Genomic DNA, 22329 nt, shown 5'->3' on the forward strand with positions numbered 1-22329 from the left:
CCGTCACGAGCCGCTCACCTCGCCCACCACGTGGATGCGGCACGATCCGCCGTGGCGGCCCTCGCAGTGGTCGTCGAGGCGGGCGACGAACACCCGGCCCGCCATGTGCTCGGCCGCGTCGACGACCCGTGCCCGGAAGGCCGCGAGTCGGTCGTCGTCGAATGCCCCCTGGGCCGGCTCTCGGTAGAGCTTGCCCCGGACGCCCGACGACACGATGACGAGTTTGGCCCCACCGGGGGGCGTGCCCTCGGGCACGGCCTCGACCGCACCGTCGGCGAGGGCGACCTGGTAGCTGCCCAGCTGCGGGTGCTCGGCCACGGCCTGGGACGACGTCGGGGCCGACCGCCCCGTCTTGAGGTCGACGATGACGGCGGCGCCCTCGGCGGTCCGCTCGACCCGGTCGATCGACCCCCGCAGACGAGCCGGCCCGATGTCGAGGGTGAAGGTCGACTCGGCTCCGAGCAGACTGCCACCCGACGCCTCGAAGTCCCGCAGGTAGGCAGAGAGGCTCTCGGTCATGTCGCGAGCCCGGCGTTTCTCGGACTCGGCGATCCACGCCGACTCGAACTCGAGCTCGGGCCAGCGCCCCTCGACCGCCCGCCAGAGCGAATCGGCGTCCGTGCCGTCGGCGTGCTCCATGACGTCGTGCAGCACCGTGCCGAGACCCATCGCCGCGTTGGGAGGGGAGCCGCCGAACCGGTCGACGAACCAGTGCAGGGGGCATTCTTCGAACGACCCGAGTTGCGACGGCGACACGGGCACGTGGGCCTCGGGGTCGTCGAGGTCGATGAGCGGTTCGACGGTGGTCGGGTCGAGCAGGCCGTACCAGTCGTCCGGCGACGCCCCGGCCACGCCCTCGCCGGCGAGTCGGGCCAATGCCTCGACCGCGTCGTCGGCCCGTGGGCCGTGAGGCGACGAGACGAGCACGTGCCGGAGGTGCCCCACGAGCCCGCGCAGCGACAGGGGGTGCCCGGCGGGGGCTTCCGGGCAGCCGTCCGGCAGCAGCCGGAAGAACGGGGAGGGGCCCTCGTCGTCGTTCGAGGTGCACGAGAGCACGACCTGCCGGGTGGCGCGTGACACCGCGAGGGCGAACATGCGCAACTCGTCGGACAGCACCACGGCCCGCGCGTCGGAGGGGGCGGCCGGCTCGTCGTCGGGGTTCTCGGACGGACCGCCGCGGAGCAGCCCGCGCTCGGCCAGGGCGACGAGTTCGTCCGGCGCGAGCAACCCGCCGCGGATGCGGAGGTTCGGCCACACGCCGTCCTGCAGCCGCGCTGCGACGACCACGTCGACCTCGACTCCCACGGCGTTCGACGGAGAACAGACCAGCACCGTCTCGGCCGTCGCCTGCGGCGAGAGCGTGTCTTCGGGTACCTCGGCCCCGAGCAACGAGTCGAGGAAGGCCCCGGCCGGCGCCTCGGGGGTGCGTTCGACGAAGCGCTTGGCGGCCGTGAACAGTGCGACGACGCCGTCGAGGTGACGGTCGGCCTCGGCGGCGACGATGCCGTGACCGTCGCTCTGCGCCGACCACTCGGCCGCGAGTCCGCTGCGCTCCCACAGACCCCAGAGCACTTCCTCGATGCTCGCACCGGTCGCGGCTGCGCGACGAGCCGCGTCGAGACTGGTCGAGAAACGCCCGGCGCGGGCGGCGAACCTCGAGTCGATCGTGACGAACCGGCCGGCCCCCTCGAGGGCTTCGACGAGGAGGTCGTCGGCCGAGCGGATGCCGCCCGCCCCGAGTTCGTCGGCGCGCAGGGCCAGCCTCAGGCGGCGCAGCGAGAGCGGATCGAAGCCTGCGAGAGGACCCAGCAGCAACTCGGTCGCGAGGTCGACGGTGAGCTCGTCCCGTCCGACGGCCACGGAAGCGGCGAGCAACAGGTGACGTGCCGCGTGCTCGTCGCGCACGGCACGTCCGGCGACGGAGGTGCGGGTCGGCACCTCGGCGAGCTGGAGCCCCCGCGCGACGCCCGCCACCTGCCCGCCGCTGCGGACGACGACCATCATGCGTGACCACGGCACCCCGCGGACCAGGTGGTGCTCGCGCAGGAGCCGGGCCACCGACGCCACTTCGTGGGTCGGGCTGTCGGCCCGGACGGTGACGATCGGGGGCACCGGCGAGTCGGGCCGGTCGCCGACCTCGGAGGGCTCGGCCACCGGCGCGGCCACGGCGCCGTGCTGCCGACCGGCCCCGGCCGTCCCGATCCGGGAGGTGACGCGCTGGACGAGATCCCGCAGAGGCGGCTGGTGGCGGTGCGCCGTCGAGAGGTAGAGCGTCTCGACGTCGGGCAGGCCGAGCCGGGGGCCGAGACGACCGAGCACGTCGGGCGTGCCGCCCCGGAAGGCGCTGGTCGACAGGTCGGGGTCGCCGAACGCGACCACGGCGACGCCCCGCCGGGTCAGTGCCCGCAGCAGCGCCACCGTCGACTCGGTCGCTTCTTGCGCGTCGTCGACGAGGACGACCCGCAGCCCGTCGACGGCCGGGGAGGTCTCGCCCCGGTCGAGGGCGGCGACGGCGTAGTCGACGAGGTCGGCCGAGTCGAGGTGCCGTCCCCGGGCCGCGTCGAGCACGCCCAGGTACTCGTCGCGGAAGTCGGCCACCGCCGCCCATTCGGGCCGGCCGGCCAGCTCGGCGGCGCGTCGGAGCCCCTCGGACCCGATGCGGTGCTCGGTCGACCGCATGAGGACCTCGCGCAATTCCGTCCGGAACCCGCGGAGCCGACGGACGGTCGGACCGAGCCCGTCGGGCCAGGACGGGCCCGTGCCGTCGAGTTCGTGCCCTTCGAGGAGGGCTCGGACGATGCTGTCCTGATCGCCGCCGGTCAGCAGGGTCGGTGCGGGGAGGCCGACGAGTCGTGCCGCATGGCCGACCACGTCGAACGCGAGCGACGAGACGGTGCGGGCCAGGGGGCCCGGAGTGGGGACGGTGAGCCTCGACGCGATCACGTCGCGCAGCGTCGTGGCCGTCGACCGCGTCGGCGCGAGTGCCATCACGGCCGTCGGCCCCCACCCGCGCACCTCGACCCGGTCCACCACGAACTCGACGAGCGTGCGGGTCTTGCCCGAGCCCGGGGCCCCCAGGACGGCCGCCGACCGCCCGTGAGGGAGGTCGAGCACTGCTCGCTGGGAGTCGTCGAGAGCCGTCGGCGCCACGGCTCGCGTCGGACCCGGGAGGGGCGGGGAGACGGTCGGGGCCATGTCCCGACGCTACCGGCTCGCACCGACATCGAGGCCGGCCCGACGGGTGGGCGACGGCCCGGGAGGCGACCTCCTGTGCGCCGACAGTGAACGTGCAGAGCCGGGGCGGCGAGGTCGGTTATCGTGACCACGTGGACATTCGCATCGGCATCACCAACAGCCCCCGTGAGATCAGCTTCGAGACGGCGCAGACCGCCGACGAGGTCGAGAAGGTCGTCGGCGACGCGCTCGACGGCGGCAAGTCGTACGTCACCCTCGCCGACTCCAAGGGCAAGACCTACCTGGTCCCCACCGCGTCGCTCGCCTACGTCGAGGTCGGCAGCGAAGAGAGCCGCAAAGTCGGCTTCGTCAGCTAGCCGTGGAACTCCTCTTCGTCGTCCTGGGCGGCGCCGTCCTCGGATTCGTCTTCCACTACGCGCTGCCCGATGCGGACACCCGCGGAGCGCTGCTCGCGCCGGCCTCCGGTGCCGTCGTGGCCGCGATCGTGTGGGAGGCGCTCACCTGGGCGGGGTGGCCGGCCGACGGCGGCTGGATCTGGGTCGTGGGGCTCGTCCTCCCGGCCGTCGTCGCCGTCCTCGTCTGCCGCGTCGCAGCCGTCCGTCGCCGGGCACGCGACAGTGAGCACTTCGCCCGTCTGGTCCGCTCCGCCTCCTGACACGGCACGTCCGGTCGAACGCCTCTGCTGAGAGGTCGGTCGGCGACCCCTGACGGATCTGCCCGTAGGCGATCCTCTGGAATCAGCCAAGCCTCGGAATCGGTTCAGGCGGTCAGGCCCAGGGCGTCCATGCGGCGGGTGTGCGCGGCGATGAGTTCGGTGAAGACCGGCTCGAGACGCTCGTCGTCCGCCGACACGTGCGACGCCGAGACGGCAGCACGCGCGACCAACAGGGTGTCGCCCACCAGCCTGCGCCCCCACAGGGCCAGTCGCGACGCGAGGCGCGGGTCGGCCTCGATGGCCGCCGAGAGCTCTTGCACGACGAGCGGTGCGTCGTCGTGCGCCTTGAGAACCGCCACGATGCGCTTGTGGTGGTCGGCCTGCAGCCCGGCCGCCAACCGGACGAACACGTCGTTGAGCAGGCCGGCCGCGACGTAGTTCGCGAGGATCGCCTCGTACCAGTCCGTGCCTTCGGTCCGGGCCCGGAACTCGTCGATCGCGGCGATGTGGGGCTCCATCGACTCGGTGGCGTCGTGCCCCGATCGTTCGATCTCGGCCACCAGGCCACGGTGTCGTGCCAACGTCGACTCGGCGATGCGACCGGTGGTCTCTTTAGCGCGGACGTCGGGGGCGAACGCCGACGAGCGCCCGAGCGTCTCGAACAGAGCGAGCTCGAGGTAGGCCGCGTGCCCCAGGAAGACCAACAGGTCGGGGGTGAACTGGTCGAGCTCGACACGCGCCGCGGGGGTCGGCTTCGCCGCGGGCCGCGGCCACTGCAGGGACGGGACGCCGCGTTTCGCACCTCGACCGGGCCAGGACACCACGCCGACATCTTACGGGGTCCGAGAGGCCGCCCGTCGCGACGGGCTAAACTCCTCGCATCCCCCTATATGAGACAGGGCAACACTTTGACATTCACTGACCTCGCGATCGACCCCGACATGGTCGACGCTCTGGCGTCGAAGGGGATCCTCGAACCTTTCCCCATCCAGACCCAGACCATCCCCCTCGCCCTCGCCGGCCAAGACATCATCGGCCAGGCCAAGACGGGTACCGGCAAGACCTTCGGCTTCGGCCTCCCGATCATCCAGCGGATCGGCCTCGACCCGACTCCCGGCGTCAAGGTGCTCGTCGTCGTCCCCACCCGCGAACTCTGCGTCCAGGTGGCCGACGACCTCGAGGTCGCCACCTCGAACCGTGCCACCAAGATCGTCAGCATCTACGGCGGCAAGGCCTACGAGGGCCAGGTCGAGCAGCTCAAGGCCGGCGCGCAGATCGTCGTGGGCACCCCCGGTCGCCTCCTCGACCTGGCCGGCCAGCGCCTCCTGAACCTCAAAGAGGTGCAAGAGGTCGTGCTCGACGAGGCCGACAAGATGCTCGACCTGGGCTTCCTCAGCGACATCGAGAAGATCTTCCAGCAGGTCCCGGCCACGCGTCACACCATGTTGTTCTCGGCGACGATGCCCGGCCCCATCGTGGCGCTGGCCCGCCGCTTCATGTCGAAGCCCATCCACATCCGCGCGACCGACCCCGACGAGGGCCTCACGCAGGCGAACATCAAGCACGTGGTCTACCGCGCCCACTCGCTCGACAAGGACGAGGTGATCGCGCGCATCCTCCAGGCCGAGGGCCGTGGCAAGACCGTCGTCTTCACCCGCACCAAGCGCGCGGCCGCCAAGCTCGTCGAAGAGCTGAACGATCGCGGCTTCAACGCGGCCGCCGTCCACGGCGACCTCAACCAAGAGCAACGCGAGCGCGCCATGGCCGCCTTCAAGGCGGGCAAGAAGGACATCCTGATCGCGACCGACGTCGCGGCCCGCGGCATCGACGTGAACGACGTCACGCACGTGATCAACCACACCGTGCCCGACGACCACGACACGTACCTGCACCGCGCCGGCCGCACCGGCCGTGCGGGCAAGACCGGCATCGCCGTCACGTTCGTCGACTGGGACGACCTGCACAAATGGGCCCTGATCAACCGGGCGCTCGACATGGGTCAGCCCGAACCGGTCGAGACCTACTCGTCGAGCCCGCACCTCTTCGCCGACCTCGACATCCCCGCTGGCACCAAGGGGCGTCTGCGCGCGACCTCCCTGTCGGCGGTCAAGGCGGGTTCGGCCGGCTCGCGCGAGCGCACCGGCGGCCCCCAGGGCGACCGGGACAGGGGCCGTGGACGCGGTCGCGGCGACGCTCCCGTGCGCACCTCGGGTGAGCCCTCGGCCACGGGCCGCGGCGCCGCACAGGCGTCCGACGCGACCGCTCCGGCCGGTGAGGGCTCGGGTGAGGCCCCGCGCAAGCGCAGCCGCAACCGTCGCCGTCGTCCCGCCGGCGACTCGTCGTCACAGCCCCAAGGCTGACGACCGACCCAGCACGAGACCCCCTCGACCGTCCGCGGCGAGGGGGTCTCGTGCATCCGGCACGTCACCGTCCCGGACGAGGAGGCGCGGGTCGACTCAGCCCCGGACGGGCACCCACCCGGTCGCCGCGTCGACGATCCGGTCGAGTTGCTCGGGAGCCGTGGCGTTCTCGCCCAGACGGTTGGGCTTGCCGTCGCCGTGGTAGTCGCTCGAGCCGGTCACGATGAGGTCGTACCGCCGGGCGAGCTCGAGCAGTCGCGCTTTGCCCGCCGTGGTGTTCTCGCGGTGGTCGATCTCGACGCCGAGCAGGCCGGCGTCGACCAGGGCCTCGAAGCCCTCGCTCGAGACGTTGGGCTCGCGCCCCCGGGTCGCGGGGTGGGCGATGACGGGGACTCCCCCGGCCTCGCGGATCAGGCGGACGCCGATCAGGGGGCTGGGTGCCTCGTGGGGTTCGTAGTACCCGGACCGCCAGTGCAGGATCCCCGCGAAGGCGGCACTGCGGTCGGGTGCGTAGCCCTTCGCGACGAGGGCGTCGGCGATGTGAGGCCGGCCCAGCGTCGCCCCCGAACTGGCCTGGGCGAGGACGTCGCCCCAGGTGAGGTCGTAGTCGGCGGCGATGCGCTCGACGATGCGCTCGGCGCGGTGCAGACGGCTGTCGCGGAGGCGTGCCGTCTCGGCGACCAGACCCGGGTGCGCGGGGTCGAAGAGGTAGCCGAGCATGTGCACGCTGTTCAAGCCGAGCCGGGTGCTGAGCTCCATGCCGGGGACGAGGGTGAGTCCCGTCCCGGCGACGGCGGCCGAGGCCTCGGACCACCCGGCGGTGCTGTCGTGGTCGGTCAGGGCGACGGTGTCGAGCCCCGCCCGCACGGCCGACGCGATCAACGCCGCGGGCGCCTCGGTGCCGTCCGACACGCTCGAGTGAGTGTGCAGGTCGACCAGGCGCGTGGGCATCCCCCCATCGTAGGCGGCGCGCTTCCGAGCCGTCCGTGCGGCGCCCGACCTGCGGTCGGGGGTTCCCCTAGGCTCCAGGGGCCATGATCCGTCGTCTCGTCGCCCTCGTCTTCGTCCTCGCCGTCGCCGCCGTGCTGGTGGCCGCCCTCTGGCCCCAAGCCGTCGGGCTGCAGCGCGTCTTCCCGGTCGCTCAGGTGGTGTCGTTCCGCCTGATCGCCGCGGCCGTGGCGATCGTCCTGACGGTGCTGTTGCTCGTGCTCGGCCTGATCGCCCGACCGATCCGGTCGTTGACGGCGAGTGCGGCCGTGCTGCTGCTCGTGTTCGGCGTCCTCTCGGCCGGCGTGGTGACGGCTCGAGGCCTCGGCCGCACCGACTTCGTCGAGAAGACGCCCACCGACGTCACCGTCCTGTCGTGGAACACGCTCGGCGCGGCGACCGGGGCCGACGCCGTGGTCGCCCTCGCCACCGAGGTCGGCGCCGACGTGATCGCCCTCCCCGAGACGCGGCAGGAGGTCGGCGTCGCCGTCGCCGAGGCCATGGGTGCCGCCGGCAAACCCATGTGGGTGCACACGGTGGCGTACGACCAGATCGCGAGCGGTCGCTCGACGACCCTGCTGATCAGCGCCGCGCTCGGCGAATACCAGGTCGCGGTCGGCGACGACGGCACCACCGACGCGCGCACGACGCCCGTGCTCCCGACGGTCGTCGCGACGCCCGTGTCGGGCGAGGGGCCTACCATCGTCGCCGCGCACCCCGTCTCGCCGACGCCCGACGACATGGGGCAGTGGCGTGCCGGCCTCGGCTACCTCGCCGACGTCTGCCGGTCGGGTGACGTGATCATGGCAGGCGACTTCAACGCCACGCTGGACCACATGGCCGGGCTCGGCTCCGACGGTGGAGCCCTAGGCGCCTGCCGTGACACCGCCGAGGCGACCGCCAACGCCGGGGTGGGCACCTGGCCGACCGACGTCCTTCCCCTCCTCGGCGCCCCGATCGACCACGTCATGGCGACCGAGCAGTGGCTGCCGACCGGGTTCCGGGTCGTGACCGAGCTCGACGACGCCGGCAGCGACCATCGTCCGGTCGTCGCGCAGCTCAGTCGCACGGGAGCCTGACCCCGCCGACTGGGCGTCCGGCCCGTTTGGCGGGACAATGGTGGGCATGGCAGATCAGAAGGCGCCGCGCGCGACCACCAACCGCTCCACCACCCCCGGGTCGGACACGTTCAAGGACTACATCTCGTCGCAGTGGGCCGACCGCCCCGACGTCCTGCCCGAGCCGCGAGAGCAGGCGCCCTTCGCCGCCGACCGCCGCGCGCGGCTGTCCGTGCTGCACCCGGGCACCCGCCTGGTCGTGCCGGCCGGCTCCGCCAAGGTCCGCTCGAACGACTGCGACTACCCCTTCCGTGCACACTCGGCGTTCTCGCACCTGACGGGCTGGGGTTCGGACACCGTGCCCGGTTCGGTGCTCGTGCTCGAGCCCACGGCCGACGGGCACGACGCCACCCTGTACCTGCGTGCGAGCGCCGGCCGCGACTCGGACGAGTTCTACGCCAACCCCGAGATCGGCGAGTTCTGGATCGGCCCCCGCCCCTCGTTGACACAGGTCGCCGCCGACCTGGGTCTGGCCACGCGCGACCTGGCCGACTTCGAGGCCGTGGTCGGCACGGTCGACGCCGAGACCCTCGTCGTCCGCGAAGCCGACCCCGACCTGACCCGTCGTCTCGACGCCGTCGTCGAGGCCGCAGCCGAGCAGTCCCCCGCCTCGGCGGCTGCGGGCGAGGTGACACCCGACGGCGACGGCGCCCCCGGGCGGGCGACCTCCGCCGATCTCGCCCGTGACCTGAGCGAGCTCCGGCTCGTCAAGGACGCGTACGAGGTCGCCCAGATGCGCCAGGCGGTGACGGTGACGGGAAAGGGATTCACCGACGTGATCGCCGACTTCGACGACATCGTCGCGCATCCGCGCGGCGAACGCCTCGTCGAGGGCACCTTCAACCGCCGCGCCCGCGCCGACGGCAACACGGTCGGCTACGACACGATCGCCGCGTCGGGCGACCACGCCTGCGTCCTGCACTGGACCCGCAACGACGGTGTCGTGCGCGACGGCGACCTCATCCTGATCGACGCCGGCATCGAGCTCGACAGCCTCTACACGGCCGACATCACCCGCACGCTGCCCGTCTCGGGCCGGTTCACCGACGTGCAGCGCCTGGTCTACGAGGCCGTGCTCGAGGCGGCCGACGCGGCGTTCGCGATCGTGCGCCCGGGCATCGCGTTCCGCGAGATCCACGCGACGGCCATGAAGGTCATCGCCGAACGCACGGCCGAATGGGGCTTCCTGCCGGTCTCCGCCGACGAGTCGCTGAAGCCCGACCACCAGTACCACCGCCGCTACATGGTGCACGGCACGAGCCACCACCTCGGCATCGACGTGCACGACTGCGCCGCCGCCCGCCGCGACCTCTACCTCGACGGCGTCCTCGAGCCCGGCATGGTGTTCACGATCGAGCCCGGCCTGTACTTCCAGCCCGACGACCTCACCGTCCCCGAAGAGTTCCGCGGCATCGGCGTCCGCATCGAGGACGACATCCTCGTGACGGCCGACGGCGCCGAGAACCTGTCGGTCGGCATCCCCCGAACGGTCGCCGACGTCGAGGCGTGGATCTCGCGCGACTGAGGTCCGACGCCGAAGGGCCCCGGGTGCATCGCACCCGGGGCCCTTCGTCCGTCCACGCGCCGGTCAGCGAGGCACGGTCATCGCCCGTCGGACGACTCGTCGCCGTCCGGCACCGACGGGTCGTCGGCATCGGCCTCGGCGGGCGTCCCGTCCCTCCGCCGACCGGTGACGATCGCCACGACCACACCGGCGGCGGCCAGCACGACGATCGCGACCGCGATGCCGATGACGAGACCGGCGTTGACCGAGCCCGACCCGGACGTGGCCGACGGCGTCGCCACGGTGTCGTCACCCGGGGTCGCCAGGGTCGTCATCTCGGGCTCGGGCGACGCCGAGGGCGAGGCCGCGTCGGTCTCGTCACCGGTGGGCGCGCCGGATGCCCCACCCGCGCCTCCTGCACTGCCGCAGCTCGGACGGGTCGGCGAGCCGACCCCCTCGGCCGTGCCCGCGGCGGGTGCGTAGGTGAACGGGACGGCGTCCGACACGGTGTGACCGTCGGCCGAGACCGCCTGGTAGGTCATCGTGTAGGCCCCGGGCGCACCGAGCGCGACGCCGGTCGTGAGGGTGGGCCCCGAGGTGGTCGAGCAGCCGTCCTCGTAGTGCATGCCCGCGGCGTCGGTCACCTCGAGCACGTTCGAGCTGCCCGTCCCCGAGAGGTCGAGGATCACGTCGTTGAACGTGATCGACACGGTCGACGGGGACGAGTCGACGGTCGAGCCGGCGGCGGGCGTGCTGCTCACGACGTAGTCGTGCGCAGCGGCCGGGCCCGCCGGCACGAGGGCGAGGGCGAGGGTGCCGGTCGCGACGCCGAGGCCGGCGATCGCGAGGACGCCGAGGAGGCGCGGTGCCCGCAGGCGCGCGGCCGTCACGCGTCCACCCGACCGCTCGTCGAGGCACCGGACGCCGTCGCCCGGGGCCGACGGGTCAGCGCCACGACCGAGACGACGAGTGCCAGCGCACCGAGGGCGAGTCCGCCGATGCCGAGGCCGATCGCGAGCGGTCCGACCGCTGCGTCACCGGAACCCGACGCGGAGTCGCCGGAGGTGCTCAGACCCGCGGTCGTCGTGTCGTCGTCCGTCTCGTGTCCGGCGTGCTCGTCCGCCGGCGGGGCGTCGTTGACGTAGAGGGTCGGTGCGGGGTGCTCGGGCTCTTCTCCCGAGGCCGGCGTCGCGTCGGCCCAGTCGACGACCGTGCCGTCCGAGTAGCGCTGGTGGGCCGGCAGGGCGATCGACCCGGTGTCGGGCACCGCACCGGCCGAGATGACGAACTGCTGGAACTGTCCCGGGGCGATCTGCGTGCCGCCCTGGGCCGTCCAGGTCACCTGGGTCGGCGCCTCGGTGATCGTCGCGCCGTCGAGCTCGACAGGCTCGGGCAGCGTGCTGGTGGTGACCTCGGTGGTCCACCCCGGCAGGGGCTCGTAGGACACCGAGGTGAACGGGGTGTCGGTGGGCAGGTCGACGACCAGCCCGACGGTGCCGGCGGTCGCGGACTCGTTCGGCACCTTGAAGGTCAGCGTCTCGTACGAGCCGGCCTCGGCCTGGCCGGGCTCGACGTGGACGTGGGCCGAGGCCGCGAGGGGCGCGGCCAGCGCGAGCAGGGCGGCCGCGCCGAGGGCGGCGGCCGACCGGGCGACGACGACGGACGACCGGGGACGGCGGGTCGTGACGGATGCGGGGACGGTGGTGCGGTTCATGGATCTGGTCCTCTCGATCGCGAGGGCGATCGGTCTGCGGTGCATGACGATGGGGCCCGACGGCGCGGGGCGCGCACGACGGGTTCACCGACGACGGAGTCGACGGCGTGAGGGGTCAGGCAGGGCAGGGCGGACCGCGGCGGGGCCGGGCCGTGAGGTGTCGTCGTCCGGGCGGACGCGGACGGACGCCGGTCGGGGTCGAGGGGCGTCGGACGACGGGCACCTCGGGTCGGTGTCCGGCCGTCAGGAGGCGCGCGACGGTCAGACCGCGGACGGCCAGTCGGACGATGGCCCACGCGGCGCCCTCGCCCCGCCGCAAGGCGACGATCGTGACCACGGCCGCGAGGGCGTGGGCCAGCCACATGGTGGGGCCGCCCATGACCATGGCACCCGCGACCGTGCCGGACACCGACCCGTCGGTGGCCGTCGAGATCACGAGCGCCGCGTGGTGGCCGCCCGTGGCGGAGGCTCCGCCGACGCCCTCGGCACCGAGCGAGAAGAGCAGGTGGAACGCGATCTGGCTGAGCGCGACCGCGACGGCCAGCCGCACGGTCGAGAGATGCACGCCTGCCAGGGCGATCGAGACCGGCACGGCCACGGCCAGGGCGAGGACCACGCCGAGCACGCCGGGTTGCATGCCGCCGCCCGCCACGTGGGAGAAGGCCGCGACCAGGGTCGAGGCGCCGGCGGTCAGCCAACCACGCGCGAAGCGCTCGGCCCGGGTGGCCGTCGTGGAGGGGTCGCGGGGTGCCATGTCGACACCAGGGTACGTCAGCGGCGCGGGGTCTCGGGACGGGCGAGGATCTCGTGCGCCCGACCGGAGACCACGGGGTCGACCACGATCTGGTAGTTCGAGGCGAGCACCTGGTGCGTCGAGGTGAAGTCGCGGCGACGACGCGTGACCGCGAAGCTGACGATGCCGTAGAGCATGCCGAAGCCCGCACCGAGCAGGGCGGCCGCCCCGACGGTGGCGGCGGTGGCGGTCTCGGTCGCGAAGACGAGCATGACGAGCCCGAAGAAGACGCCGAGCCAGAGTCCGGTCACGGCCCCCGCCAGCGCGGCACGCCCGTAGCTCAGCCGACCGGTGACGCGTTCGACGGTCTTGAGGTCGTTGCCGATGATCGCCAGCTGCTTGATCGGGAACTCGGCCTGCGACAACCGGTCGACCACGCGCTGGGCCTCGGGATACGTGTCGTAGGTGCCGAGCACGTCACCCCGCGGCAGGGTGGGAACCATCGGCGGGCGTCGCCCCACGGGGCCCGGGTTCGTCATCCCTGCATTAAACACGGTGCCCCTGCCGAGCCCCCGTCGGCGGCGTCGGTGCGAGCGACTAAATTGGACGCGTGAGTGCAACCAGAGTCTTCGTCGCCCGCCTGGCCGGTTGCTCCGTCTTCGACCCTGCGGGCGACAAGGTCGGCAAGGTGCGCGACGTGCTGGTGGTCTACCGCCGCACCGGGGCGCCCCGCGTGGTGGGGCTCGTCGTCGAGGTGCCCGGCAAGCGCCGGGTCTTCGTCGGCATCGGCCGCGTCACGAGCATCGGCTCGGGCCAGATCATCACGAACGGCGTCATCACCCTCCGCCGCTTCGAACAGCGGGGCGGCGAGACCCGGGTCATCGCCGACCTGCTCGGTCGTCGGGTGTCGTTCCGGCACGGTGGGGGCCACGCCACGATCGAGGACGTGGCGATCGACGAGGTGAGCGAGGGCGACTGGGAGGTCGGCCAGCTCTTCCTGCGCAAGCCCAAGACGTCGCCGTCCCCGTTCGTCAAACCGCCCACGGCGTTCGCTGCGTGGGACGACGTGGTCGAAGAGGCTGGCCCGGGCGAGGCGCAGAGCGCCGAGCACCTCATCGCCGCGTACTCCGACCTCGTGCCCGCCGACCTGGCGAACACCCTGCTCGACCTCACGCCCGAACGGCGGCTCGAGGTCGCCGGTGAACTGTCCGACGACCGTCTCGCCGACGTGCTCGAAGAGCTGCCCGAGGCCGAGCAGGTCGAGATCTTCACGGGCCTCGACGACCACCGCGCGGCGAGCGTCCTCGACCAGATGCAGCCCGACGACGCGGCCGACCTCATCGCCCAGCTGCCCGACGAGCGCACCGAGCAACTCCTCACGTTGATGGAGCCCGACGAGGCCGACGACGTGCGCATGCTGCTCAGCTACGACTCCGACACCGCCGGCGGCCTCATGACGACCGAGCCCGTCATCGTCTCGGCCGACGCGACCGTCGCCGAGGGCCTGGCCCTCATCCGTCGCCACGAGCTGGCCCCCGCGCTCGGCGCGGCCGTCTGCGTGGTCCTGCCACCCTACGAGCCGCCCACCGGCCGGTTCCTCGGCATGGTGCACTTCCAGCGGATGCTCCGCTACCCGCCGAACGAGCGCCTGGGCACGATCCTCGACCAGACCACCGAGCCGGTCCGCGTCGACGCGACGGCCCTCGAGGTCACGCGTGTCATGGCGACCTACAACCTCGTCTCGGTGCCCGTCGTCGATTCGGCCCACCGCCTGGTCGGCGTCGTCACCATCGACGACGTGCTCGACCACGTGCTGCCCGACGACTGGCGCAGTCAAGACCCCGACCAACCCCTGACCGCGAGCCGACCGCGTGGTCGCGCCCGTCGCCCGGCGATCGGTCAGAGCACGAGGAGCGACGATGGCCCGCGATAACCGCAACGACGTCCGCCTCGACGCTCCGAAGGGTCTGCGCACCAGGGTCCTGCCCGGGCGGAAGCGGGTCAGCAGCGACCGTTTCGGCCGGGCCACCGAGTCCATCGCCCGCGGCATGGGCACGCCCTACTTCCTGATCGCCCTCACCCTGTTCTGCGTCGTCTGGATGATCTACAACACGGTCGCTCCCGTCGACATCCGGTTCGACAGCGCCGCCATCGGATTCACGGCCCTGACGCTGATCCTCTCGCTGCAGGCGTCGTACGCCGCTCCCCTGATCCTGCTCGCGCAGAACCGTCAGGACGACCGCGACCGTGTGCAGTTCGAACAGGACCGCCAGCGCGCCGAGCGCAACCTGGCCGACACCGAGTACCTGGCCCGCGAGGTCGTCGCCCTCCGCATCGCGATCCGCGACATGGCGAGCAAGGACTTCATCCGGGCCGAGCTGCGCTCGCTGCTCGACGAGCTCGACCGCCGCGACGACGACGAGCCCTCCGGGGTCGAGGCGACCCGCGCCTCCTCGTCCCCCTCGCGACGCGAGGCCCGGCGCGACGGGCACCGTGGCTGAGCCGGCGCCGGCACCGCGGCCGCCGGTGCCGACGCCGGACGACGTGCGCCGTGCGCTCGGTCGCGTGCTCGACCCCGAGATCCGCAAGCCCGTCACCGAGCTCGACATGATCGGCGAGGTCGCCGTCGACGCAGGAGGCGCGGCGACGGTGGCCGTGAAGCTCACGATCGTGGGCTGTCCCGCCGCCGACACGATCGAACGCGACGTCCGCGAGGCCACCGCCTCGGTGGCCGGCGTCACCGCCGTCACCGTCGACGTGACCGTCATGACCAAGGACGAACGACACGCCCTCACCGAGAAGCTCCGGGCGGGCCGGGCGGCGCGGGGCATGCAGTTCGGGCCCGACACGCTGACCCGGGTGTACGCCGTCACGAGCGGCAAGGGCGGTGTCGGCAAGTCCACCGTCACCGCGAACCTCGCCGTCGCCCTCGCGGCCCGCGGCCTGGCGGTCGGCATCGTCGACGCCGACGTCTACGGCTTCAGCATCCCCGGGTTGCTGGGCCTCGTCGGCCCCGACGGCGCGTCCGTCAAGCCGACCCGCGTCGACGACATGATCCTGCCCCCCGTGGCCCACGGCGTGAAGGTCATCTCGATCGGCATGTTCGTCGACGACGCCTCGACGGCGGTCGCCTGGCGGGGTCCGATGCTGCACCGCACGATCCAGCAGTTCCTCACCGACGTGTACTTCGGCGACCTCGACGTCCTGCTGCTCGACCTGCCTCCCGGCACGGGCGACGTCGCCATCTCGGTGGGGCAGTTGCTGCCGCACGCCGAGGTGCTGGTCGTCACGACGCCCCAACCGGCCGCCGCCGACGTCGCCGAGCGCAGCGGGCTCGTGGCGCGCCAGACGGGTCAGCGGTTGCTCGGGGTGGTCGAGAACATGGCGGGCCTGCCGCAGTCCGACGGCAGCGTGCTCGAGCTCTTCGGGTCGGGCGGTGGCGCCGAGACGGCACGCCGACTGTCGACCGGGCAAGAGGCCGAGGTGCCGTTGCTCGCCAGCGTGCCGCTGAGCCTGGGCCTGCGGCAGGGCGGTGACGACGGCGTCCCGGTCGTGCTCGCCGCTCCCGACGATCCCGCGGCCGCGGCCATCGACGACTTGGCGGGCCGACTGGCCGTGCGGGCACGCGGTCTGGCGGGCCGCAAGCTCGGACTCAGCGTCAGCTGACCTCCGGCCCGACTCCCGGAACCGCAGAAAGGGCACCTCGCGTGGCGAGGTGCCCTTTCGTCACAGCGTCTCGCCCGGGGGCGGCGACGTGCTCGTGCCGCACCCCAGCACAGGGGCGGCACACGCGGTGACGGCACGCTCAGGAGGGAGACGAGCCTGTCACCGCGAAGTCGACTACGACCAGCGGTTGTAGGTCTTGGTCGGGATGGCGCGGAAGCCGTCGCGGGCGACCGAGACGAGCGAGCCGGCGATTCCGACGACTGCGGCGATGATGAGGACGATGATTCCGGTGAGCATGGGGGACTCTTTCTGGCGCGGTTCGGCGCGCGGTTCTGCGTGGTGGGATGGATTCGCCACCGAGCCCGGGACCAGGTCGACCGGAGCTCGGGAGCGCTACGACGCGCTCCGGGGACGCTTCAATGATGCGCCTCGGGAAGCGGTAGATCAATCTCACGTTTCTACCGAAACAGAGTAGTTTTGCTACATGGATGTCAAGCGCCTCGAACTCCTCCGCGAACTCGCCGAACGAGGCAGCGTGGCCGCCGTCGCCCGGGCCACCCACCGCACCCCGAGCGCCGTCTCGCAGCAGCTCAAGGTGCTCGAGCGCGAAGCAGGGGTCGCCCTGACCGAGCGGGTGGGACGCGGCATCGTGCTCACCGGCTCCGGACGCGTGCTGGCCCAGACGGCCACCGACGTCGCCGTGGCACTCGAACGCGCCCAGGCGGTCTGGGACGACTTCGTCGCGACCCCGCAGGGCGAGGTCACGCTGGCCACCTTTCCCACGGGCGGGCAGATGTTGCTGCCGGGCCTGCTGCGCACGGTGGCCGAGACCCCGGGCCTGGTGGTCGTCGCGAGCGACCACGACCCGTCGATCCGTGAGTTCCCCGAACTGGCCGCCGACCACGACGTCGTCGTCGCGCACTCGTCCGACGACAAGCCCTGGCCCGGCCGTGGACTCGTCACCGTCCCGCTGCTGACCGAACCCCTCGACATCGCCCTGCCCGCCGACCACCGACTGGCCGGTCGCGCCTCGCTCGCGCCCGGCGACCTCGAGGGAGAGAACTGGATCGGCGTGCCGCACGACTTCCCGTTCGAGTGGGTCTACCGCGAGATCGAGCGGGTGACCGGCAGCCCCGTCCGTGTCGCCCAACGCTTCAGCGACACCAAGGTGACCGAGTCGCTCGTCGGAGCCGGCCTCGGCATCGCCGTGCTGCCGCGCTTCACGGCCAAGGACGCCCGTGACGACATGGTGCTCGTGCCCCTCGAGAGCATCCGGGCAGTGCGCTGGGTGTCGGCCGTGATGCGGCGCGACCGGGCGGAGCGCCCCTCCGTCCGGCGGGTCGTCGACGCGCTCCGCGCCGAGGCTTCCCGCGTGGCGGCGGTGCACGGAGGCGTCTGACCCGTCGCCGGGGCAACCGTGCACGAGGCCGGAGGGGCGACCGGCCGCCGGATCAGGAGGCGCGGCGCGGCAAGAGCGTCAGGTCGCCTCGGAGTCGTAGGGCGGCACCTCGCCCGTCGCCAAGGGCACGGCCTGAGCGGAGGAGCGGCCCCCGGGCAACCCTGCGGACACCGCCGCGGCTGCGGCACCGGCCGTCGCCATGCTCGGCGCCGAAGGCTTGGGAGCGGCGTCCGTGCCGTCCAGCAGCGCGTCGCGGATGATGCGACGCGGATCGTACTGGCGCGGGTCGAGCTTCTGCCACTCGACGTCGTCGAACTCGGGGCCCATCTCGTCGCGCATGCGGGTCTTCGCGCCGTTGGCCATGTCCCGCACCGTCCGGACGAGCTGGGCGAGCTTCGAGGCGTAACCGGGCAGCCGTTCGGGACCGAGCAGGAAGACCGCGAGCACACCGATGATGAGCAGCTTGTCGAACGTCAGACCGAACATGGACACGCATGCAGACTAACCGGTGACGACTCGGGGAACCCCCTAGAGTTGGCCTTTCGAGGAGTGGGTGTGTCGCAGATAGAGTCAAGTTGGAAGTTCGCGGAAGAACTCGTCACCGAGAGCGACGCGATCGCCGAGGCTCGACAGCATTCGCTCGAGGTCGGCGTCGAAGCCGTCTCACCGGCGGTCGGTGCCCAGCTCGCTGTCGTCGCCGCCGCCTCGAACGCCTCGTCGATCATCGAGGTCGGTACGGGCCTGGGCGTGAGCGGGCTCTGGCTGCTCTCGGGCGCCCCCGGTGCCGTCCTGACGACCATCGACCGTGAGATCGAGCACCAGCAGGCCGCCCGCGACGCCTACCTGCAGGCGGGGGTCCCGGCCAGCCGGTTCCGCCTGATCGCAGGCCGCGCAGCCGACGTGCTGCCTCGCATGAACGAGAACTCGTACGACATCGTCTTCGTCGACGCCGACCCCGGTTCGGTCATCGAGTACGTCGAGCACGGCCTGCGACTCGCCCGTCCCGGCGGACTCGTCCTCGTCGCGCACGCGCTCTGGCACGGCAGGGTGGCCAATCCCGCCGTCCGCGACGCAACGACCACGGGCTTCCGCACCTTGCTGACCGAGGTGTCGACCTCACCGGCCGTGATCAGTTCGCTCTCGACCGCGGGCGACGGCCTGCTCTCGCTCGTCAAGCGCTGAGACGCTCGCGCCCGGCGACGCACGCGAGCGCAGTGGGCTGGCAGCGGACGGGGGCACGCGCACGAACGCCCCGCGCGTCGCAGGTGCGACGGGCGGGGCGTCCGGGGCTATTAAGGAGGTGGCCGACTAGGCGCTCACGACGCCGGCGAGGGCGTCGTGCAGCTCTTTGGCTTCGTCGTCGTTGACCGACACCACGAGGCGTCCCCCACCCTCGAGCGGAACACGCACGATGATGAGACGGCCCTCCTTAACGGCTTCCATAGGCCCGTCGCCGGTCCTCGGCTTCATGGCTGCCATCAGATAGTCCCCTTTCGCAAGATGCTGGACCCATTATCCGTGATTTCCAGCCTCCGACCTAAACGACGCCGTTCGACCACCGATCACGGCGGCGTCCAGTCGTACCCGTTCACCCACCAGCAGTAGTAGAGCCACACCCACTGGGCGGCCACGAACACGGCGACGAGCAGCACTCGGTAGACCTTCGACCGTGGCACCGCGAGCACGCCCAGCAACGGGAAGAGCGGCATCAACAGCCGGAAGGTGCTGGACTGCGGGAAGAACACGGCCAGCAGGTAGAGCGCGTAGGCGACACCCCAGAGCCTCAGGTCGACACTCGTCCTGCGCGCCCACGGCGACAGCATCAGGGCCGTGAAGGCGAGGACCGACAGGACGAGCAAGGCGATGCCGGAACCACCCGGAAACCACCAGTTCGCCCCGTCGACCCAGGGGGTGAACGGCACCAGCGGCCCGTAGCCGATGTACGGCGCCCGCCAGGCGAGCTCGGTCTCGGTGTAGGCACCCGGCACGCCGGTCACCGCTCCGGCGACGACGAGCCAGGCGATGCCGAACACGGCCGTGGTCGCGGCGACCGCCGCCACACGGACCCGCTCGCGCACCGGGAAGGGGTCGTCGTGCCGCCGCCACCACCGCAACAGCCCGTGCAGTCCGATCGCGAGGGCGAGCGGAAGAGCCCCTGGCCGCGTGAACGACATGACCAGCACGACCGGCAGCATCGCCAGGTACTGTCGCCGCACCAGCAGGAGCAGGCTCGCGCAGAGCAGCAGCAGGAACATCGACTCGGCGTAGGCCACCTGCAGCAGCGGCGACAGGGGCGCCACGCAGAACAGGACGACCGCGAACAACGAGGTCGACTCGGACAGCGAGTGCCGCATGAGGCGGTAGAACAGCAGAGCCGTCCCCGCGGCGCAGGCGACCGACACGACGACCGCGAGCGTCGCGAAGGGCAGGCCGGTCAGGGCCATCAGCCCACGGACGACGAACGGGTAGACCGGCATGAACGCCCAGGCGTTCTCGCCCACGTGCCCGTCGCCCGTGATCGGCAGGTCGCTCGGGTACCCCACCACGGCGATGATGTAGTACCAGTGACCGTCCCAGATGGTGGCGAAGCTGCCGTAGTCGGGGCTCGCGAGGGTCCACGCGTTGGCCTGCTGGGCGCCGGCGAAGGTGAGCAGGGCGACCGTGCTGACGACGCGTGACAGCACGAACACCACGAGCACGCGCGCCCACCACGGCGTGAGGCGGTAGCGCAGCACGAGACTCCTCGACGGCGAGATCGGTCGTCGGGGGGCGTGACGCGGGAGCGGGGACGAGGAGGCGCGGCTCGCCTCGTCTATGGTCAGTTCGTCAGCCACGCCCGCAGTCCGCGCTCGTTGTCGAGGATCTGCTGCACGGGCACGCGCTCGTCGTCGTGGTGGGCCAGCATCGGGTCGCCGGGACCGTAGTTGACGGCGGGCACGCCGAGGGCGGAGAAGCGCGCGACGTCCGTCCAGCCGTACTTGGGCTTGGCCTCGCCGCCGACGGCGCGCAGGAACTGCTGCGCCAGCGGGGCGTCCAGGCCGGGCCGGGCACCGGGGGCGAGGTCGACGATCGTGACGTCGAAGCCCTCGAAGAGTTCGCGCACGTGGGCGACGGCCTCGTCGGCGCTGCGGCTCGGTGCGAAGCGGTAGTTGACGTGCACCATGCACTCGTCGGGGATGACGTTGCCGGCCACGCCACCCGTGATGCCGACGGCGTTGAGGCCCTCGCGGTAGACGAGCCCGTCGACCTCGACCTCGCGCGCCTCGTAGGCCGCCAGCACGTCGAGGATCGGCGCGGCCTTGTGGATGGCATTGTCGCCGACCCACGAGCGGGCGCTGTGCGAGCGGGCGCCGAAGGTGCGGATCTCGGCGCGCAGGTTGCCGTTGCAGCCCCCTTCGACCCCGCTGTTGCTCGGTTCTCCCAGGACGGCGAAGTCGCCGGCCAACAGGTCGGGTCGGACGCGCGCGAGGCGGCCCAGGCCGTTCAGGGCGTCGGAGACCTCTTCGTGGTCGTACCAGACCCAGGTGACGTCGACGCCGGGCTCGGTCAACTCGACCGCGAGCCTGAGGTGGACGGCACAGCCGGCCTTCATGTCGACGGTGCCGCGACCCCAGAGGTAGTCGACCCCGTCCTCGGTCTCGTAGCGCGTGGGCACGTTGTCGTTGATCGGCACCGTATCGATGTGACCGGCGATGACGACCCGCGAGGCCCGGCCGAGCCGGGTCCGGGCGACGATCGCGTCGCCGTCGCGGAACAACTCGAGGTGGTCGCAACCGTCGAGCGTGGCCCAGATCTCGTCGGCGACGAGGCGTTCGTCGCCCGACTCCGACCGGATGTCGCAGAGCTGCCTCGTGACGTCGACGGGCGAGACGGAGAGGTCGATCGGTGCCATGCGGGCGAGTTTACGGGCCGAAGGCACGGGTCGCCTCCAACCGGGTCGTCGGCGGCTGCCGATACGCTCGGGTCCATGACTTCCGACGCCACCGCCACCGCCCCGACCCGCGCCTACGGGTACGGCCTCGCGACCGTCTCGCACGACGGCACCACGCTCGACACCTGGTTCCCCTCCCCCCGGCTCGGCACCCTGCCGGCCGACCGCGACCCCGAGATCGTCCCGGGCGAGCTGGCCGACGCCGCCGGGCCCGACGAGCGCCGCGCGGTGGACCTCGTCCCGGTGACCGTCGAGATCGACCTGAGCGCGCCTCCTGCGTCCACCCCCGACTCGTACCTCCGCCTGCACCTGCTCAGCCACCTGCTGGTGAAGCCCAACACGATCAACCTCGACGGCGTGTTCGCGCACCTGCCGATCGTCACCTGGACCAACGCCGGGCCGGTCCACCCCGACGACTTCGCGCGACTGCGTCCGACGCTGCAGCGTGCGGGCATCGTCGCGACCGGCATCGACAAGTTCCCGCGCATGCTCGACTACGTCTCACCCGACCGAGTCCGCATCGCCGACGCCTCGCGGGTGCGGCTCGGTGCGCACCTGGCCCCGGGCACCACGGTGATGCACGAGGGCTTCGTGAACTTCAACGCCGGCACCCTCGGGTCGTCCATGGTCGAGGGCCGCATCTCGCAGGGCGTCGTCGTGGGTGACGGGTCCGACATCGGTGGTGGCGCCTCGATCATGGGCACGCTGTCGGGCGGCGGCACCCAGCGGGTCACCATCGGTGCCCGTGCCCTGCTCGGCGCCAACGCCGGCATCGGCATCGCGATCGGCGACGACACCGTCGTCGAGGCCGGTCTCTACGTGACGGCGGGCACCAAGGTCGTCGTCGTGGGCGGCACCCCCACCAACGACGGCTCGCCGCAGACCGTCAAGGCGGTCGAGCTCTCGGGCCAGCCCGGGCTGCTCTTCCGCCGCAACTCGCTGACCGGCGCCGTCGAGGTGCTGCCCCGCAAGGGCCACGGCATCACGCTGAACTCGCAGCTGCACGCGTAGCCGGGCGGGGCAGCAGCACCACGCCCCCGCAACGCCGGAAGATGGGCACCACGCCG

The 22329-nt window shown here is 72.2% G+C and carries 23 protein-coding genes; 11 read left to right on the top strand and 12 right to left on the bottom strand.

Annotation, left to right across the window (positions count from 1 at the left end; translation table 11 throughout):
- Positions 1–3 precede the first annotated feature (3 nt).
- Positions 4–3195, bottom strand: coding sequence for a UrvD/REP family ATP-dependent DNA helicase (locus SZ60_RS09510; RefSeq protein ID WP_043595440.1), 3192 nt, complete (start codon positions 3193–3195; stop codon positions 4–6).
- Positions 3196–3326: 131 nt separating this feature from the next.
- On the opposite strand from SZ60_RS09510, the gene SZ60_RS09515 reads away from it, so the two are divergent.
- Both SZ60_RS09515 and SZ60_RS09520 read left to right on the top strand, forming a co-directional pair.
- Entirely contained in the window at positions 3327–3551 is a 225-nt protein-coding gene (locus SZ60_RS09515) for a DUF3107 domain-containing protein (RefSeq protein ID WP_043595511.1), read from the top strand.
- A 2-nt stretch (positions 3552–3553) separates the two neighbouring features.
- Entirely contained in the window at positions 3554–3850 is a 297-nt protein-coding gene (locus tag SZ60_RS09520; RefSeq protein WP_052505285.1) for a hypothetical protein, read from the top strand.
- Positions 3851–3954: 104 nt separating this feature from the next.
- On the opposite strand, the gene SZ60_RS09525 is transcribed toward SZ60_RS09520, so the two are convergent.
- Positions 3955–4674, bottom strand: a complete 720-nt coding sequence (locus SZ60_RS09525) for a ferritin-like fold-containing protein (RefSeq protein WP_043595442.1) — start codon at positions 4672–4674, stop codon at positions 3955–3957.
- An 84-nt stretch (positions 4675–4758) separates the two neighbouring features.
- Here SZ60_RS09525 and SZ60_RS09530 point away from each other — a divergent pair, with 84 nt between their 5' ends.
- Positions 4759–6210: a DEAD/DEAH box helicase gene (locus SZ60_RS09530; RefSeq protein WP_043595514.1), complete on the top strand. Its 1452-nt coding sequence runs from the start codon at positions 4759–4761 to the stop codon at positions 6208–6210.
- 96 nt (positions 6211–6306) lie between these two features.
- Here the strand turns inward: SZ60_RS09530 and SZ60_RS09535 are convergent, their stop codons facing one another.
- A complete protein-coding gene (locus tag SZ60_RS09535; RefSeq protein WP_043595443.1) occupies positions 6307–7161 on the bottom strand; it encodes a PHP domain-containing protein in 855 nt (284 codons plus the stop codon).
- An 83-nt stretch (positions 7162–7244) separates the two neighbouring features.
- Between SZ60_RS09535 and SZ60_RS09540 the strand changes: the two genes are divergently transcribed.
- Positions 7245–8276, top strand: coding sequence for an endonuclease/exonuclease/phosphatase family protein (locus SZ60_RS09540; RefSeq protein ID WP_043595445.1), 1032 nt, complete (start codon positions 7245–7247; stop codon positions 8274–8276).
- Positions 8277–8322: 46 nt separating this feature from the next.
- Positions 8323–9840 carry an aminopeptidase P family protein gene (locus tag SZ60_RS09545; protein WP_043595516.1) on the top strand — a complete coding sequence of 506 codons (1518 nt, stop codon included), beginning with the start codon at positions 8323–8325 and terminating at the stop codon, positions 9838–9840.
- Positions 9841–9917: 77 nt separating this feature from the next.
- Here SZ60_RS09545 and SZ60_RS09550 read toward each other — a convergent pair whose 3' ends face one another.
- The 4 genes from SZ60_RS09550 to SZ60_RS09565 form a co-directional block, all read right to left on the bottom strand.
- Positions 9918–10709, bottom strand: a complete 792-nt coding sequence (locus tag SZ60_RS09550; RefSeq protein WP_231567102.1) for a copper resistance CopC family protein — start codon at positions 10707–10709, stop codon at positions 9918–9920.
- Entirely contained in the window at positions 10706–11533 is an 828-nt protein-coding gene (locus SZ60_RS09555) for a YcnI family protein (RefSeq protein ID WP_082060020.1), read from the bottom strand. Before SZ60_RS09555 ends, SZ60_RS09550 begins: the two co-directional genes overlap by 4 nt.
- 115 nt (positions 11534–11648) lie before the next feature.
- The gene (locus SZ60_RS09560) at positions 11649–12287 is read right to left on the bottom strand and encodes a hypothetical protein (protein WP_052505286.1); all 639 of its coding nucleotides are present in this window, start codon (positions 12285–12287) and stop codon (positions 11649–11651) included.
- Positions 12288–12304: 17 nt separating this feature from the next.
- Positions 12305–12805 (bottom strand): general stress protein, encoded by a 501-nt coding sequence (locus SZ60_RS09565; RefSeq protein ID WP_043595447.1) that lies wholly within the window; start codon positions 12803–12805, stop codon positions 12305–12307.
- A gap of 71 nt (positions 12806–12876) precedes the next feature.
- Between SZ60_RS09565 and SZ60_RS09570 the strand changes: the two genes are divergently transcribed.
- From SZ60_RS09570 to SZ60_RS09580, 3 genes are read left to right on the top strand one after another with little or no spacing between them, the layout of a single operon-like run.
- Positions 12877–14199, top strand: a complete 1323-nt coding sequence (locus tag SZ60_RS09570) for a magnesium transporter MgtE N-terminal domain-containing protein (protein ID WP_043595448.1) — start codon at positions 12877–12879, stop codon at positions 14197–14199.
- Entirely contained in the window at positions 14186–14767 is a 582-nt protein-coding gene (locus SZ60_RS09575) for a DUF1003 domain-containing protein (RefSeq protein WP_043595450.1), read from the top strand. Before SZ60_RS09570 ends, SZ60_RS09575 begins: the two co-directional genes overlap by 14 nt.
- A gap of 43 nt (positions 14768–14810) precedes the next feature.
- Positions 14811–15932 carry an Mrp/NBP35 family ATP-binding protein gene (locus SZ60_RS09580; RefSeq protein ID WP_197073538.1) on the top strand — a complete coding sequence of 374 codons (1122 nt, stop codon included), beginning with the start codon at positions 14811–14813 and terminating at the stop codon, positions 15930–15932.
- A gap of 174 nt (positions 15933–16106) precedes the next feature.
- On the opposite strand, the gene SZ60_RS17795 is transcribed toward SZ60_RS09580, so the two are convergent.
- Positions 16107–16229 (bottom strand): hypothetical protein, encoded by a 123-nt coding sequence (locus SZ60_RS17795; protein ID WP_255349708.1) that lies wholly within the window; start codon positions 16227–16229, stop codon positions 16107–16109.
- Between the two features lie 187 nt (positions 16230–16416).
- Between SZ60_RS17795 and SZ60_RS09585 the strand changes: the two genes are divergently transcribed.
- Positions 16417–17331: a LysR family transcriptional regulator gene (locus SZ60_RS09585; RefSeq protein WP_043595453.1), complete on the top strand. Its 915-nt coding sequence runs from the start codon at positions 16417–16419 to the stop codon at positions 17329–17331.
- Between the two features lie 78 nt (positions 17332–17409).
- Here the strand turns inward: SZ60_RS09585 and SZ60_RS09590 are convergent, their stop codons facing one another.
- Entirely contained in the window at positions 17410–17817 is a 408-nt protein-coding gene (locus SZ60_RS09590; protein ID WP_043595455.1) for a translocase, read from the bottom strand.
- Positions 17818–17886: 69 nt separating this feature from the next.
- On the opposite strand from SZ60_RS09590, the gene SZ60_RS09595 reads away from it, so the two are divergent.
- Entirely contained in the window at positions 17887–18513 is a 627-nt protein-coding gene (locus SZ60_RS09595; RefSeq protein WP_043595523.1) for an O-methyltransferase, read from the top strand.
- 126 nt (positions 18514–18639) lie between these two features.
- Here the strand turns inward: SZ60_RS09595 and SZ60_RS16900 are convergent, their stop codons facing one another.
- From SZ60_RS16900 to dapE, 3 genes are all read right to left on the bottom strand, one after another.
- Positions 18640–18810 carry a DUF3117 domain-containing protein gene (locus tag SZ60_RS16900; protein WP_071256769.1) on the bottom strand — a complete coding sequence of 57 codons (171 nt, stop codon included), beginning with the start codon at positions 18808–18810 and terminating at the stop codon, positions 18640–18642.
- A gap of 83 nt (positions 18811–18893) precedes the next feature.
- On the bottom strand, positions 18894–20165 hold the full coding sequence (locus SZ60_RS09600; protein WP_231567103.1) for a hypothetical protein: 1272 nt from the start codon (positions 20163–20165) through the stop codon (positions 18894–18896).
- Positions 20150–21223 (bottom strand): succinyl-diaminopimelate desuccinylase, encoded by a 1074-nt coding sequence (dapE, locus tag SZ60_RS09605; RefSeq protein WP_043595456.1) that lies wholly within the window; start codon positions 21221–21223, stop codon positions 20150–20152. The genes SZ60_RS09600 and dapE overlap by 16 nt, the downstream gene beginning before the upstream one ends.
- A gap of 75 nt (positions 21224–21298) precedes the next feature.
- Between dapE and dapD the strand changes: the two genes are divergently transcribed.
- A complete protein-coding gene (gene dapD / locus SZ60_RS09610) occupies positions 21299–22273 on the top strand; it encodes a 2,3,4,5-tetrahydropyridine-2,6-dicarboxylate N-succinyltransferase (RefSeq protein WP_043595458.1) in 975 nt (324 codons plus the stop codon).
- Positions 22274–22329: the final 56 nt, after the last annotated feature.

It is taken from the genome of Frigoribacterium sp. MEB024, assembly GCF_000878135.1.
Lineage (GTDB): Bacteria > Actinomycetota > Actinomycetes > Actinomycetales > Microbacteriaceae > Frigoribacterium.